The organism is Solibacillus sp. (assembly GCF_040273735.1).
In the GTDB taxonomy this organism is placed as follows: domain Bacteria; phylum Bacillota; class Bacilli; order Bacillales_A; family Planococcaceae; genus Solibacillus.
In genome coordinates this window covers 1-15420 of sequence record NZ_JBELZM010000020.1, presented here as the reverse complement: position 1 = coordinate 15420, position 15420 = coordinate 1, and the positions used below count along the sequence as shown (strand labels likewise).

The following is a 15420-nucleotide window of genomic DNA, read 5'->3' as shown; positions in this document are numbered from 1 at the left end:
CTTGTCATTGCATGTGATTTTCTAATATATCCCAAAAAGTTCTAATATAAATTTATTTGTTCTAATAATTTGGCGATTTTCTAATATAAGTGCGATTTGTTCTAATAAAAGTTCCAGATGTTCAAATAAAGTATCTACTTCTTCTAATATCGTGCTGCCATTTTCTAATAAGCGACTTAAATGTTCTAATAAATTCCAAGCAAGCTTTCTCCCGGCCCTTTCCATACGGAATAAATCCTCTCCTACACTTAAAATTCACGGAACTTCTAATATCCATCCCAGTTCTTCTAATATCACCCGGCTTTCTTCTAATAACCCACTCAATTGTTCTAATAAATCACGGCACGCTATCTCCCCACCTATTTCACCGACAATAAAAGATCTTTTGCACCTCAAATTCAAGGAACTTCTAATATCCCCCGTACTACTTCTAATAACCGGCACAATTGTTCTAATAAAATCCTCGCCTCGCCTCGCCTCGCCACCCCCAACAAAAAACAGCACCGGCAAAATCCCCCGATGCTGTCCCATAAACGATTAACTGTAAATCTGAGCAGTTAATTCATAGCTATTAAATTAATTTCCAACCGGCTTGCTGTTCTTCACGAAGAACGATCCCACTAAACCTAATACCGAAACGACTGTCACGACGATGAACGCTGAATGGACACCGTACGCTAAAAATTCTGCCGGCAAGGCATTGCTGAATTTTTCGATGTAGTTTTGCTGACCGATTGTGAACATTGTAATGGCAATCGCTGTACCTGAAGCACCGGCGATTTGCGTTAATGTGTTTAACGCTGCTGAACCGTCAGCGAATTTTTGAGGTGCTAATGAGTTCATCGCATTCGTTTGTGCTGGCATGATTGTCATCGATACTCCGACGAAGAATACACATAAGTTAACAATGATAATCCAAGTTGCTGTTGTTGCTGAAATTGTTGTTAAGAATACAATCATCGACACTAAAATCATCGTAAACCCGATACGTGTAAAGATTTTCGCTCCGATTTTATCGAAGTTTGTCCCAACGATTGGTGACATGATGATATTTAAAATGTTACCCGGCAACATGCATAAGCCTGCTGTTAATGCAGCGAAACCTAATACTGTTTTCAGGAACATCGGCACTAAAATCGCCACTGAAAGAATCATGAACATTGTTGCGACCATTAAGGCTACACCTAAAGAGAACATCGGTGACTTGAATACCGATAAGTCGATCATCGGCTCGTCCATTTTTGTTTGGCGAACGCCGAATACTACTAATAATACTAAACCAACGACAAGTGGTACCCAAACGATTGGTTTTGAAATTGATTGCTCGGCTAATGTTGCTAACGCGAATACAACACCACCGAAACCTAATGTAGAAGCTACCAATGATAATAAATCAATTTTTGGTCGTGTTACGTTTGATACATTGTCCACTTTCGATAGTGCTAAAACGATTACAAGTGCATAAATAACGACCATGATCCAGAAAATATATCTCCAGCTTAATGAAGATACGATTAAACCTGCGATTGATGGACCTAGTGCCGGACCTGCAGTTAAGATAATCCCGACGATCCCCATTACGGCACCGCGCTTTTGTACAGGGAAAATCAGCATTACGACACTGAACATTAACGGTAAAATAATACCTGTTGCAAGTGCTTGTACGAAACGACCTGCCAGTAATACCGCAAACTTCGGTGCCAATGCTCCCATTAATGAACCGATCACCGCGAAGACAACTGCCGTCACTACTAATTGACGTGTTGTAAACCAGCGTACTAAATAAGATGATAACGGAACTAATACGGCTAATACTAATAAGTAGCCTGTTGTTAACCATGCGGCTGATGCGGCTGATACACCGAAGTCATCCATAATATTTGTTAACGCCATGTTTAATGCCGTTTCACCAAATAAACCAACGAATGTACTGATCATCAGAACAGCGGCCATTCCTTTTGGGCTTTTCACATTGAAAATAGGTGCTGTCATTTTTGTTCCTCCAATTTTATAAGACTCATTTATGAAAGATGATAATTGCTTCGTATCATGCTTTTTGCTGTTATATAACGAAAGCTTCAAACAGCACGCTTTAAAATATATCAAATTTTTTCAGGAAAATTCAATGACATAAGCTGAAAATATTAGACCAGTCGTTATAATTGTGAACAAACATTATCCAGTTTTAACCTTAACTGGGCCTATCTTTCGTAGACATTTATTTACATATTTTCGTGAAAACGATTGCATCTTTACGATAAAATCTGGAGAGATATAATAAGAACCTTGCTACATCAACCTTTGCAAACGATTTCATATCCATTGCTATGATAAACAATGATTTTGCAATAGTTTCCCACACACTTAATACGAAATTTACGGTAATTGTGAACAACCTCTTTCTCTCCACAACAGCACAAAAGCCTGTCCGGATAATCACATTCCGGACAAGCCTTTACTTATACTGCGCAAGTAACGCAGGGATGACTTTGCTTATGTTTAATAGCGGTTCATTTGTACGCTGGGACAATGACAGTGTAACGGCCCCTTCAATCATCGCGCTTACCGCTTTACTTAGCGTGACAGCGGCTTCATCACCGAACCCGTTTGCGATCAATTTTGTGTAATAAATAGATTCCCAGTACTTATACGTATCACCGCATACTTTCCGCAAACGCTCATTCATAAATGCCGATTCCGCCGCAAGTAGCCCAAATGGCATCATCGTATAGGAATCTTCAAGTCCATTGTCCAGATCAAATAAATCAGCCATCGCTAAAATATGGGCATTCAGTGCAACCCCCACATCCTCGAACTCGTTCATATAATGCTGAATAACCGCGCCGATCCGCCGTTTTGACAATACAATTGCTTCTTCGGCAAGCTGCTCTTTCCCTTCAGGAAAATAGTGATACAGCGACCCTTTTGGTGATCCCGATTCTTTTATAATCTGATTTAAGCCCGTCCCGTGAAAACCTTGAAAGTAAAACAACCGCGTCGCTGTTTCTAAAATTTTGTCTTTCGTTTGATTAGACATACCGTTCCCTCACCATCTATAACAACTGGTCTAATTTCAACCAAGTGTGTGCCGTTAAATTTGCATAGCTTAAACATAACACATATTCTATCGCTTATTTAATAACCGAATGCAAACGTTCACAAATTTTCAATAAATCTGGCCGCACATCTTCCCGGATTTTCTAATATAATTCGAAATGTTCTAATATAAATTTATTTGTTCGAATATATTGCTGATTTTCTAATATAAGTGCCCATTGTGCTAATAAGTGCTCCGGAAGTTCTAATAAAGCTTTTACTTGTTCTAATATCCTGTCGCCATTTTCTAATAAAACACTCTATTGTTCTATTAAAATCATGGTCCGGCTTTTTTTCACAAAATTTAACGGCCCTCACCGGCAAATCCGGCCTCTCTCCACCTCAAATTCACAGAACTTCTAATATCCTAGCCGGTTCTTCTAATATCACCAAGATTTCTTCTAATAACCGATACATTTCTTCTAATAAAAATACCAACCCACAAAACAAAAAAGCACCCGCCAAAAAGCGAGTGCCCAATCCAATAGTAATACAATTATTTAATATTGTAGAAAGATTTTAGCCCTTCAAAACGGCTAGTTGCGCCTAATTGGTCTTCGATGCGTAGTAATTGGTTGTACTTCGCAACGCGGTCCGTACGAGATGGTGCACCAGTTTTGATTTGGCCTGCGTTTGTAGCAACAGCGATGTCAGCGATTGTGTTGTCTTCTGATTCGCCTGAACGGTGAGAAATAACTGCTGTGTAGCCAGCGCGTTTTGCCATTTCGATTGCTTCAAATGTTTCTGTTAAAGTACCGATTTGGTTTACTTTGATTAAGATTGAGTTGCCAACGCCTTCTTCGATACCACGAGATAATTTCGTTGTGTTTGTTACGAACAGATCGTCACCAACTAATTGTACGCGGTCACCGATACGCTCTGTTAGTAGCTTGTGGCCAGCCCAGTCGTTTTCGTCTAAACCGTCTTCGATTGAGATGATTGGGTATTTAGAAGTTAACTCTTCGTACCAAGCAACCATTTCCTCAGAAGTTTTTTCTACGCCTTCACCAGCTAAAACGTATTTGCCTGTTTCTTTGTTGTAAAGCTCAGAAGAAGCAACGTCCATCGCTAAACGGATTTCTTCGCCCATTTTGTAGCCTGCTTTTTCAACTGCTTCGATGATAACAGTGATTGCTTCCTCGTTTGAACCTAGGTTTGGAGCGAATCCGCCTTCGTCACCTACAGCTGTGTTGTGGCCTTTTTCTTTTAATACTGTTTTTAAGTTATGGAAGATTTCTGTACCCATACGTAATGCTTCTTTGAAAGATTTAGCACCTACTGGCATTACCATGAATTCTTGGATGTCCACGTTGTTGTCAGCGTGTGCTCCACCGTTTAGGATGTTCATCATTGGTACTGGTAACTGCTTCGAGTTGAAACCACCTAAGTATTGGTATAAAGGAATGTCCAGGTAGTCAGCTGCTGCGTGCGCTACTGCCATTGACACACCTAAAATTGCGTTTGCACCTAATTTACCTTTGTTTTCTGTTCCATCAAGTTCGATTAACGCTTGGTCGATCACAACTTGATCCAATACAGAATATTGACCTTCAAGCTCTTCCGCGATAATTGTGTTGACGTTTTCTACCGCTTTTTCAACACCTTTACCTAAGTAACGGCTTTTGTCTCCATCACGTAATTCCACTGCTTCATATTCACCAGTTGAAGCACCAGATGGCACGATTGCACGGCCGAATGCGCCTGATTCTGTGAATACTTCTACTTCCACTGTCGGGTTACCGCGAGAATCTAATACTTCACGAGCATATACTTGAGTAATGAATGGCATAATAAAAAACTCCTCTATTGATAAATTTAGTAGGTGCTTGCACAAGGACAAGCTATATAATTAACCGCGCGATCAATTACTGTTCGCTTGGCATAACTAACGATTTTCCTGTCATCTCTGCAGGTTGGGCAATATTAAGTAATTCAAGCATTGTCGGTGCCAGATCGGCTAGGATGCCATCTTCATAAAGCTTAACACCAGGCTTCGTTACAATAACCGGTACCGGGTTTGTGGTATGTGCTGTCATCGGTTTGTCATCGAATGTCACTACTTCATCCGAGTTACCATGGTCAGCTGTAATGATCGCATAACCGCCTTTAGCAGTAATCGCATCAACAATTTTCCCTAGACACTCGTCCACCGTTTCGATTGCTTTGATCGTCGGTTCAAGCATTCCTGAATGTCCGACCATATCCGGGTTCGCAAAGTTTAAAATGATCGCATCGAACTTCTCTCCTGCAATAGCTTCCAGTAATGAATCCGTCACTTCATACGCACTCATCTCAGGCTTCAAGTCGTATGTCGCCACTTTTGGAGACGCGATTAAAATACGCTCCTCACCCGCAAACGTATCTTCACGACCACCGCTCATAAAGAACGTGACATGCGGATATTTTTCCGTTTCCGCAATACGCAGCTGAGTTTTGCCTGCTTTTGAAATAACTTCTCCGACCGTATTAACTAAGTTGTCATTTTCGTATGCCACATCCGCTACCACATCATCACTGTAATGTGTAAACGTAACGAATTTCAAATTCGTCGGATGATTTTCAGAGCGTGGCATTGCATCAAACTTTTCATTAGTAAGTAAAGAAGATAATTGAATCGCACGGTCCGGACGGAAGTTGAAGAAAATGACCGCATCATTCGAGCTGATCGTTGCGGCAGGACGGCCTTCTTCTGTCACGACAAACGGCACAACGAATTCATCATGCAGTTCACGTTCATACGAAGACTGGACACCTGCTGTTGCAGTTGAAGCTGTTTGACCGATTCCGTCAACCAATGCATTGTACGTTAAGCTGACACGTTCCCAGCGGCGGTCACGGTCCATTGCATAATAGCGACCATGAATCGATGCGAACTTCCCGATCCCGATTTCCTTCATCTGTTTTTCTGTTTCAAGAATATATCCAAGTGCTGTCGTTGGACCGACATCACGTCCATCAAGGAAACCGTGAACATATACTTGCTCAAGACCATTTGCTTTCGCCAATTTTAACAAGGCAAAAAGATGCTCATAGTGGCTATGAACACCGCCATCTGAAAGCAGACCCATTAAATGGAGCTTCGAACCATGTGCTTTTGCATGTTCAACAGCCGCCAGAAATGATTCGTTGCGGAAGAAATCGCCGTCACGGATCGATTTATGAATACGTGTCAGGGACTGGTACACAATACGTCCAGCCCCGATATTTAAGTGTCCAACTTCAGAGTTCCCCATTTGACCTTCCGGTAGACCTACTGCTTCCCCACTTGCTGTTAAAGTCGCATGTGGATATGCATGCCAGTAACGGTCAAAATTCGGTTTGTTTGCTTGTGCTACGGCATTACCTTTTACTTCATCGCGAAAGGCAAAGCCGTCCAAAATAATTAATGCAACGGGTTGTTTAGGCATTTGCTGCCGCCTCCAATAATTTCATGAATGATGCTGGTTGTAGGCTTGCTCCTCCTACTAATGCGCCATCGATATGCTCTTGTGATAAAAGCTCTTCAATGTTTTCAGGCTTTACACTACCGCCGTATTGAATACGCACTTTTTCAGCTGTATCTTTTCCGTATAATGTTTCAACCGCAAGACGGATTGCGCAGCATACTGTATTCGCATCTTCTGCAGTAGCTGTTTTCCCTGTTCCGATTGCCCAGATTGGCTCATATGCAATGACCATATGCTCTACTTCAATTGGAGCAAAGTCTTTCAACGCCATTGTAATTTGGCGTGCTACTTTTGCTTCGGTTTGATCCGCTTCACGCTCTTCCAATGTTTCTCCGCAGCAAATAATCGGTACAATACCGTAATTAAGAGCAGCACGGACTTTTTTGTTGATCGCTTCGTCTGTTTCATTGAATAGCTCACGGCGCTCCGAATGCCCTAAAATAACATAATCAACATTGACATTCGAAAGCATTTTCGGGCTGATTTCCCCTGTGAATGCACCTTCGTCTTCAAAGTGCATGTTTTGCGCGCCAATTGCCAGGCTTGAATCTTCTGCCCCTACGACAAGTGTCGGTAAATATAATGCAGGTGCACAGATGACCGCATCGACTTTATCCGGAGAAGGAACCTCTTGTTGGATTTCTTCGATAAAATCAACTGCCTCATCAAAGGACTTATACATTTTCCAGTTTCCTGCTATGATCGGTTTTCTCATTCAAAACCCTCCGTTTTTAAAAGATTCTGTTCGTAATCGCCATTGATTTCAGCAAGGCGCTCGCTTTTCCCTGGCGAGCCGCCTTCGCTTCAACAACTCTTCAACAGATATTTTAGCCTATAAACTATTTATTTATCGTTTAGCGCAACAATTCCCGGTAATTCTTTACCCTCCATTAACTCTAATGAAGCACCGCCGCCTGTTGAAATATGGTCCATTTTCGAAGCGACTTCGAATTTTTCTACCGCAGCAGCTGAGTCACCGCCGCCGATAATTGTGTAGCCGTCTGTTGTTGCCATTGCATCCGCAACTGTTTTTGTACCGTTTGCGAATTTTTCCATTTCGAATACACCCATTGGTCCGTTCCAAATGATCAGTTTTGATTGCTTAATGACTTCTGCATAGTTTTCAGCCGTTTTCGGTCCAATATCAAGTCCCATCCAGTCAGATGGAATTGCATCGATTGCCACAACTTTTGTTTCCGCATCTTTAGAGAACTCGTTTGCTACGACAGCATCGACCGGCATATGCAGTTGTACGCCCTTTTCTTTCGCTTGTTCGATGAAACCTTTTGCCAGCTCGATTTTATCTTCTTCAAGCAATGACTTCCCGATATCGTGGCCCATCGCTTTGACGAACGTAAATACTAAACCGCCACCGATAATCAGGTGATCCACTTTATCCAACAGGTTTTCAATAACACCGATTTTATCTTTAACTTTCGCTCCACCAATAATTGCTGTGAACGGGCGCTCTGGATTTGATAATGCCTTACCTAGTACGTCTAGCTCTTTCTCCATTAATAAGCCTGAAACAGCCGGTACATGTTTTGCGATACCTTCTGTTGAAGCATGTGCACGGTGAGCTGCGCCGAACGCATCATTTACATAAAGATCCGCTAATTTCGCAAACTCTTTTGCCAATGCTTCGTCGTTTTTCTCTTCGCCTTTATGGAAACGAACATTTTCAAGCAGGATAATTTCGCCTTCTTGCAAATTGTTAACCGCCGCTTCTACATCTGAACCGATTGATTCATCCAATTTTTTGACTGGCTTGTCCATTAATTCCGAAAGACGCTCGCCGACTGCTGTTAGGCGCATGTCCTCATTTACTTCGCCTTTTGGACGGCCAAGATGTGATGCTAAAATTACTTTTGCTCCAGCGTTTACTAGTTGTTCAATTGTTGGAATAGCTGCACGAATACGCGTTTCGTCGGTAATGCGGCCCTCATCCATCGGCACATTAAAATCGACACGCACAAATACGCGTTTTCCTTTTACATCTACATCGTTCATTGATTTCTTTAAAAACATACTGAAAATCCTCCTTCATACTCGTTCGTCAATTATTGTGGATCGTATACTCGCTAGTTAAAATAGTAACAAAATTCGATAAGGCTGTCTTGGTATCGCCTCTGTTTTGTATATTTTCCTTATATCCGAAAAAAGAGCGGTCCGGGTGAGTCCCTGCCGCTCTTTTACCCTTATTTATTATAAGGTTTACATGTATTAAAGGCTATACTTTTTATGCCCATTTCCTTTTAATATGTCACACTTTTTCTTTAATTTAGAAAAAGTATGTCACATTTTATCGGATTATTATGCTTTTTCGATACCTTGTTCTGCGATATATAAAGCTAAGTCCATTAAACGAGTTGAGTAGCCGATTTCGTTATCATACCAAGAAACGACTTTCGCCATACGACCTTCCATTACCATTGTTGATAAACCGTCAATTGTAGATGAAGCCGGGTTACCATTGTAGTCGATTGATACTAATGGTAATTCGTTGTAAGCAAGAACGCCTTTTAAGTCGCCTTCTGACGCTTCTTTTAATGCTGCGTTAATCGAATCTTTTGTTACGTCTTTCTCCAACTCAACAACTAAGTCAACACATGAAACGTTCGGTGTTGGAACACGCATTGAGAAACCGTCCAATTTGCCTTTTAATTGTGGCAACACTTTTGATACCGCGATTGCTGCACCAGTAGTTGTCGGTATCATTGATACCGCGCCAGCACGTGCACGACGTGGGTCAGAGTGCGGGAAGTCAAGGATACGTTGGTCATTTGTATAAGAGTGAATTGTTGTCATCATACCGCGTTTGATGCCGAACTTTTCATCCAACACTTTCGCAAGTGGTGCTAAGCAGTTTGTTGTACAAGAAGCATTTGAAATAACATTTTGCGCTGGGTCATATTCCGTATGGTTAACACCCATTACATATGTTGGCATATCGCCTTGTGCTGGTGCAGAAAGGATTGCTTTTTTCGCGCCGGCTTCGATATGTTTCGATACTTCTTCCATTGAACGCCATCTACCTGTACATTCTAAAACTACATCTACACCAAGTTCACCCCATGGTAAATTTGCAGGATCTTTTTCAGAAAGCACTTGAATGCGTTTGCCGTTTACGATAAATGCATCATCTTCTGCTTGAACGTCTGCATCATACACTCCATGTACTGAGTCGTATTTCAATAAATGTGCAAGCTGTTTCGCATCAGTTAAATCATTTACTGCAACTACTTCAAATTCCTCGTGCTTCATTGCTTCACGGAATACTAAACGTCCGATTCGTCCAAATCCATTGATTGCTAATTGTAATGCCATGTGTAATTCCTCCAATAACTTTATTATTAAAATAGTATGTGTAAAATCATACTTTTAAAAACATGTTTAATTTTTAAGAATTGTACTTGCGGTTTGCTCATCTGTAATCAAAATCGTTTGCGATGCGGCATTTTTAAAATACGCCTGAATCGCAGCTGCCTTATTTCTGCCTGCCGCAATGGCAAGAACATGCTTCGCTTTATTTACTTGATCACGCTGGATTCCAATTGTCCGTAGATGATGGACCGTATCGCCGTTTGCATTGAAATAGTAGCCAAATGCTTCGGCAACCGCGCCTTTTTCTTCAAGTATCTGCTGCTCATGCTGTGAACTTTTACGACGAAGCGCCATTTCCTGTGCTGCACCAATTCCGTGAATAACGATGTCCACCTGTTCATAAAGTGCGATCATCTCCCGAATGATCGGTTCATCCTTCATCGCTTCATACGCCTGCTCACTTAAATGCTCCGGCAAAAACAACGTGCGGTATGTTGCCCCGCATCTTTTTGAAAACTTCGAAACAATTGTATTCGCCTGGAATGTCATCTCATCACCCATACCACCGCGTGCCGCAATAAAATTCGCGTCGCTCAGCACCGGGCAGTCCGATAAATATTCCTTCATCGATGCAACACTGCTTCCGCCTGTAACCGCAATTTTGGCTTTGGCAGGTGCGATTTGCTGTAATACTTGTGCCGCAACTTTACCGAGCTGCTGCTTTACCGATTCATCTTGTTCGGCATCACCTGGCACAATGATGACACGTGCGATGCCAAAGATGTTTGTAAGCTGCTGTTCCATCGCTACAATACCGGAAAGCTCACGATACAGTTCGTAAAGCTGTTCTATTACTTCATACCCTTTTGGCGTGCAAATCATGCCTTTTTTTTGAATCAAGATCAATTGCTGTTCGCTCAGGACCGTTGTTTCATTCCGGATATCACGCTCTGTCATCTGAAGCTGTTCTCCTAAAGCACGTCTTCCAATCGGGCTAAATGTCGCAATTGCTTGTAATACTCGAAATCTCTTTTGAAAAAGAGCATCAATTTCAGGCATTAGTTTACGCTCAGCTGCAAAAAATGAAATATCCGTCAAAAAACCACCTACCCGATTTATCCAGTTGGACAATATATGTCCCACATAAACATTTTGTGTCCCACATGGGGTAAAAAAAAGAATTTCTGTCTTCATTATAGATCGACCCGGAGTGATTTGCAACTTATATGACGGAATTACTCGCAAAAAATAGCGAACAGGCACCAATGCTAGTCCACCAGCGCCTCGTACAATGTCGCATAATCGAGCTGCCCGTATTGCACAACGTCGCCGTTAAACTCAACAACCGGAATCATCAGCATATACTTTTCATGGGCTTCATCGTCTTCTTCTATATTATAGTGCTCAATCGTAAAGTCGATGTCTTCCTGCACAATTTTTAATGTATGAAGTCCTTCAATGCAAAGTCCGCAGTCCGGTTTTGAATAAAATTTGATAATCATTGGCAGTTCCTCCCTTTTTTTATTATTATAGCGAATTATGGTTGTGGTTGCGTAGTGTTTTATTAGAAGATTTTCGGATTTATTAGAACATCTCGCCAACTTATTAGAAAATGCTTACCTCATTTTCACCGGCTGCTTTTATTAGAAGATCCCCGGCTATATTAGAACATCCGGGTGGCATATTAGAAGTTCTCGAATGCTTATTAGAAGATCCGGACCACTTATTTGAACATCAGCCGCTTATATTAGAAGATCCTAGTTTTATTAGAACTTTTCCGGGTTTATTAGAACAATACGCCAACTTATTAGAAGTTCTCGCTTACTTAATTAGGAAATGCGGACTTCTTTGTCATCTGCCGCTTTTATTAGAACTTCCCCGGCTATATTAGAACATCTGACTAACTTATTAGAAATTCTCGAACACTTATTAGAACTTCCGGACCACTTATTTGAGCATCAGCCGCTTATATTAGAAGATCCGCGTTTTATTAGAACTTATTCGGATTTATTAGAACAACGCGCCAACTTATTAGAAGTTCTCGCTTACATAATTCGAAAATGCTGACCTCTTTTTAACGGCCGCTTTTATTAGAACATCGTACCAAATTATTAGAAAACCACCACCCGCACCACGAAAAAGCACCTCACCGCAAAGAGTGAGATGCCTTTCCCTTAAACCTAAAACTTCCTGCCTGCGCCTCCGCCGAATGAGCCGCCGCCACCGAAGCCGCCAAAGCCGCCCGATGAACCGCCGCCACCGCCGAAGCCGCCTCCTCCAAAGCCACCGAAACCGCCACTGCGGTATACACGGCGTGCTGTGCGTCGGCGTCCACCAGGTCCACCGCCACCACCAAACTTCGTAATAATGAAGTAAATAATAATGATCATTATAATGAAACCGATTGAAATCCCATCATCATCATTTGACGCAACAGGCTGTACTAGATCCGCGCCGCCTGCTTCACCACCCATTTCTTCATAAAAAGCGGAGAAGATACTGGCGAACGCATTCGTATAATCACCATCAGCTAGATAAGGCATCATATACGTATCGATCATGCCCCCGAGCTTTCCGTCCGGATAAACTCCTTCCAGACCGCCACCGACCGTTATCCATACATCATTTTGCCCTGGCCCCTGCTCGGTCGTCGCAAATATGAGCATACCGTTATCGAGTGCTTCATCACCGATTCCCCAGCTGCGCATCGTCTCCGTACCGAATTCAAACGCATCCATTCCATCGATCGTATCAATTGTCATCATGACAACGACATTTCCCGTTGAACCTTCAAGCGCTTTTGCCGACTGGATCAGATTCTGTTCCACATCATCGGACAGAACGTTCGCGTAATCATACACGTAAGAATTGTAAGCCGGCTTATCCGGTATAGCTGCCATCGCTTGGAGTGGTACGAGCATTAACCATAAAAGAAGTGATACCCCTAACCTCACATACAGTCCCCCTTTCAGAAGCTACGGTCATTGCCGACTGCTTCATTACTCCCATCATCAATCGCCAAAATCGACAGCCGGTGCTTCTTCCACACCTTCTTTAATTTCGAAGTAGTCTTTTTGTTCAAAGCTGAACATGCCCGCGATTAAGTTTCCTGGGAAGCGGCGAACATCATTATTAAACTGCTGAACCGTGTCATTATAATCTTTGCGCGCTACCGTTAGGCGATTTTCCGTCCCTGCCAATTCATCCATTAACCGTGTAAATTGTACATCCGCTTTTAAATTCGGATAGTTTTCAACTACAACGAGTAAACGGGATAATGCAGAAGACAGTTCATTATTTGCGTCCGCCGTTTCTTCTACTGTATTTGCATTCCCGTATTGTGTACGGGCATCTGCAATCTGTGTAAATATTTCTTCCTCATGTTCCGCATAGCCTTTTACTGTATTTACTAAGTTTGGCACTAAATCAAATCGACGCTGCAGCTGGTTTTCGACTTGGGCCCATGCTGCATCCACCGTTTCTTCACCTGTTACAAGTTTGTTGTATTTTGGCACGACAAGCATTGCCGCAATGACGATCAATGCAACAATTGCAATAAGGGCGACTAATACTGCACTGCCTCGTTCATTTTTTTTAAACATTTGCCCCATCCTCTCTTTTTTTAAAAATGCGTATAAAATTACTGTTCGTTTCCACAATAAGAACGTACGAAATATCTTACTATGGAGGTTTTTTATTAATGTTTACCCAATCATCTGAATCTCAAGACAATCAAATGCCCCTTTCAACAAATCATGGTGCCCACGAAATTCTGGATGTTCATGAAGTACTAAGCGCAATGATCGGCGGATTAAACCAATACGTCCTGCTTCGCGACCAAGTTCAAGATAGTGAACTTCTGTCTATTATGGATCGCCAGTATGCGTTTATGCTTGATGAGTATAATATTACAGTGGAAGCCTTTAAAACAGGTCACGATCCAAAACACCCTACACGCAGCTACAATATGAATATGGGCAACGATACTGTTTACGGCTTAAAACCAGGTGAGCCTAAAAAGCCGATCACTTCAGCTAGCGAAATTAATGATGGCATTATTTCAGGTTTCCTGCTTAGCTGCCATAAAGCTGGAGCTACAGGAAAAACAGGTGCTGCTTTAGAAAGCACAAACCCGGTAGTACGCCGCGTGCTACAAGATTCAGTACCAAACTGCATCGAAATGGCATATGAACTATCACTGTATCAAAACAAAAAAGGCTATTACCAAGTACCACAACTATCACCGCAGGATATGAGCACAATGCTCAATATGTATGGCAAAGCAGATCAAGCGAAAAATATGCCTAACTAGTATGCCCAATAATCTATACGAACGAATCATTGTATAGTTTCAATTTTTAAATAATTCATCCAGTATTTACAACAAATATTTCGGGTGGATATACAAACAATAAGAACGGTGCTCGTTTCACCTACTACGATGAAGGAGGGGCTTTTATGAAAAATATTCGTGAAGGTTTAATTCCGACTGTACTTGGTTCAGCTGTCACTGCAACGGGGTATGCGATGAAACAAAAAATCGGTACGAACAAGATGCTTGCCAATACCATTTTCGGTTTCGGCCTTGCCCATATAGTATTAGGGGCAATTGACCTTGTAGAACATCGTAAGTAATAAGGAAAAGCTGATATAAAGAAATCTGCTTTTCCACAAAGAAACGCCCAACTTTCTAAAGTGTATAGAAAGTTGGGCGTTCTATATTTGTACTTCCCCCTTTATTTTTTAACGGTATTTTACATTCAAAGCCTATCGCAGATTCACCGATAAGCGCTAACCCATGCTATAACCACACTCTTCACAAAACTTTTTCGGTTCATCGTAGCATTCATTACAGTTGGCGCAATTGTATATATATGACGCCGTAATATCGTCAATCGTTTGCTTTGCATTCAGGTCGGGCACTGTTTCCTCCTCTTCGACGCCCGCTAATTTACTGAGTTCATTTAATTCTTCAATATCTTTTTCCAGCTGCGCAATCGTGTTTTCTTTCGCCTCAATCTGCGCGAGCTGATAATTCACCATGCTGACCGAAAACAGGCTGTTGCGGTTCAAATTGACAATTTCCCCGATTTGCTGTTTCAGCACTTTAATTTCTTCTTCAATTCCATTGATTTGTTTTCGCAGTTTGGACCGGTCAACCGCAAAAGACGTTTTACTGCTAAGCGTTGTCACCTTCTTGTTGACTTTCTTCCTCCATTTCTGAAATGTGCCTTTCCCTTCACCCATAAAAACCCTCCACTTCGATCAGAAATTTTTCTGGATTCAACTGGTGCATCCACTTGTTCTGTTTCAAAATATGTGTTTCCATGTCGAAATATGCCTTTATTATAAATTTTCTCATGTAATTAATAAATAAAAAATGCGCATCCCGTTAGGAAATGCGCCTGCCGCTCTAAATTTTCAACTGCTCAATTGTTCCAACAGTTTACTGGAGAAATATTTTCTTGTGTCTGCCATTTTAATATGCAGTAAACGCTCCTCATGAGTTGCTGGATTGATAAACGTAACGAAAGCTCCTTCCAGATTCTCATCG

15 protein-coding genes are annotated in these 15420 nt (G+C 41.8%); 2 read left to right on the top strand and 13 right to left on the bottom strand.

Annotated features, from left to right (window positions below; translation table 11 throughout):
* Nucleotides 1–21: 21 nt before the first annotated feature.
* The 12 genes from ABS917_RS16395 to ABS917_RS16340 all read right to left on the bottom strand — a co-directional run bounded on the left by ABS917_RS16395 (nucleotide 22) and on the right by ABS917_RS16340 (nucleotide 13468).
* Nucleotides 22–225 carry a phosphomannomutase gene (locus ABS917_RS16395; protein WP_350480014.1) on the bottom strand — a complete coding sequence of 68 codons (204 nt, stop codon included), beginning with the start codon at nucleotides 223–225 and terminating at the stop codon, nucleotides 22–24.
* Nucleotides 226–576: 351 nt separating this feature from the next.
* The gene (locus ABS917_RS16390) at nucleotides 577–1992 is read right to left on the bottom strand and encodes a DHA2 family efflux MFS transporter permease subunit (protein ID WP_350480013.1); all 1416 of its coding nucleotides are present in this window, start codon (nucleotides 1990–1992) and stop codon (nucleotides 577–579) included.
* 463 nt (nucleotides 1993–2455) lie between these two features.
* Complete coding sequence (locus ABS917_RS16385; protein ID WP_350480012.1) at nucleotides 2456–3037, bottom strand: TetR/AcrR family transcriptional regulator; 582 nt, start codon at nucleotides 3035–3037, stop codon at nucleotides 2456–2458.
* A 555-nt stretch (nucleotides 3038–3592) separates the two neighbouring features.
* Nucleotides 3593–4885: a phosphopyruvate hydratase gene (gene eno / locus ABS917_RS16380; RefSeq protein ID WP_350480011.1), complete on the bottom strand. Its 1293-nt coding sequence runs from the start codon at nucleotides 4883–4885 to the stop codon at nucleotides 3593–3595.
* Nucleotides 4886–4961: 76 nt separating this feature from the next.
* A complete protein-coding gene (gpmI, locus tag ABS917_RS16375) occupies nucleotides 4962–6503 on the bottom strand; it encodes a 2,3-bisphosphoglycerate-independent phosphoglycerate mutase (protein ID WP_350480010.1) in 1542 nt (513 codons plus the stop codon).
* Nucleotides 6496–7257 carry a triose-phosphate isomerase gene (gene tpiA, locus ABS917_RS16370; protein ID WP_350480009.1) on the bottom strand — a complete coding sequence of 254 codons (762 nt, stop codon included), beginning with the start codon at nucleotides 7255–7257 and terminating at the stop codon, nucleotides 6496–6498. Before tpiA ends, gpmI begins: the two co-directional genes overlap by 8 nt.
* Nucleotides 7258–7385: 128 nt before the next feature.
* Nucleotides 7386–8570 carry a phosphoglycerate kinase gene (locus ABS917_RS16365; protein WP_350480008.1) on the bottom strand — a complete coding sequence of 395 codons (1185 nt, stop codon included), beginning with the start codon at nucleotides 8568–8570 and terminating at the stop codon, nucleotides 7386–7388.
* 285 nt (nucleotides 8571–8855) lie between these two features.
* Nucleotides 8856–9869 (bottom strand): type I glyceraldehyde-3-phosphate dehydrogenase, encoded by a 1014-nt coding sequence (gap, locus tag ABS917_RS16360; protein WP_350480007.1) that lies wholly within the window; start codon nucleotides 9867–9869, stop codon nucleotides 8856–8858.
* A gap of 66 nt (nucleotides 9870–9935) precedes the next feature.
* Entirely contained in the window at nucleotides 9936–10997 is a 1062-nt protein-coding gene (locus ABS917_RS16355) for a sugar-binding transcriptional regulator (RefSeq protein WP_350480006.1), read from the bottom strand.
* Nucleotides 10998–11134: 137 nt separating this feature from the next.
* Nucleotides 11135–11368, bottom strand: coding sequence for a glutaredoxin family protein (locus ABS917_RS16350; protein WP_350480005.1), 234 nt, complete (start codon nucleotides 11366–11368; stop codon nucleotides 11135–11137).
* Between the two features lie 678 nt (nucleotides 11369–12046).
* Nucleotides 12047–12820 carry a TPM domain-containing protein gene (locus ABS917_RS16345; protein WP_350480004.1) on the bottom strand — a complete coding sequence of 258 codons (774 nt, stop codon included), beginning with the start codon at nucleotides 12818–12820 and terminating at the stop codon, nucleotides 12047–12049.
* A gap of 57 nt (nucleotides 12821–12877) precedes the next feature.
* Nucleotides 12878–13468, bottom strand: a complete 591-nt coding sequence (locus ABS917_RS16340) for a LemA family protein (protein ID WP_014822790.1) — start codon at nucleotides 13466–13468, stop codon at nucleotides 12878–12880.
* Nucleotides 13469–13566: 98 nt separating this feature from the next.
* Here ABS917_RS16340 and ABS917_RS16335 point away from each other — a divergent pair, with 98 nt between their 5' ends.
* The gene (locus ABS917_RS16335; protein WP_350480003.1) at nucleotides 13567–14178 is read left to right on the top strand and encodes a spore coat protein; all 612 of its coding nucleotides are present in this window, start codon (nucleotides 13567–13569) and stop codon (nucleotides 14176–14178) included.
* A gap of 146 nt (nucleotides 14179–14324) precedes the next feature.
* Nucleotides 14325–14501, top strand: coding sequence for a hypothetical protein (locus ABS917_RS16330; RefSeq protein ID WP_008406370.1), 177 nt, complete (start codon nucleotides 14325–14327; stop codon nucleotides 14499–14501).
* A gap of 156 nt (nucleotides 14502–14657) precedes the next feature.
* Here the strand turns inward: ABS917_RS16330 and ABS917_RS16325 are convergent, their stop codons facing one another.
* A complete protein-coding gene (locus ABS917_RS16325; RefSeq protein WP_350480002.1) occupies nucleotides 14658–15113 on the bottom strand; it encodes a nucleotide-binding protein in 456 nt (151 codons plus the stop codon).
* Nucleotides 15114–15420 lie beyond the last annotated feature (307 nt).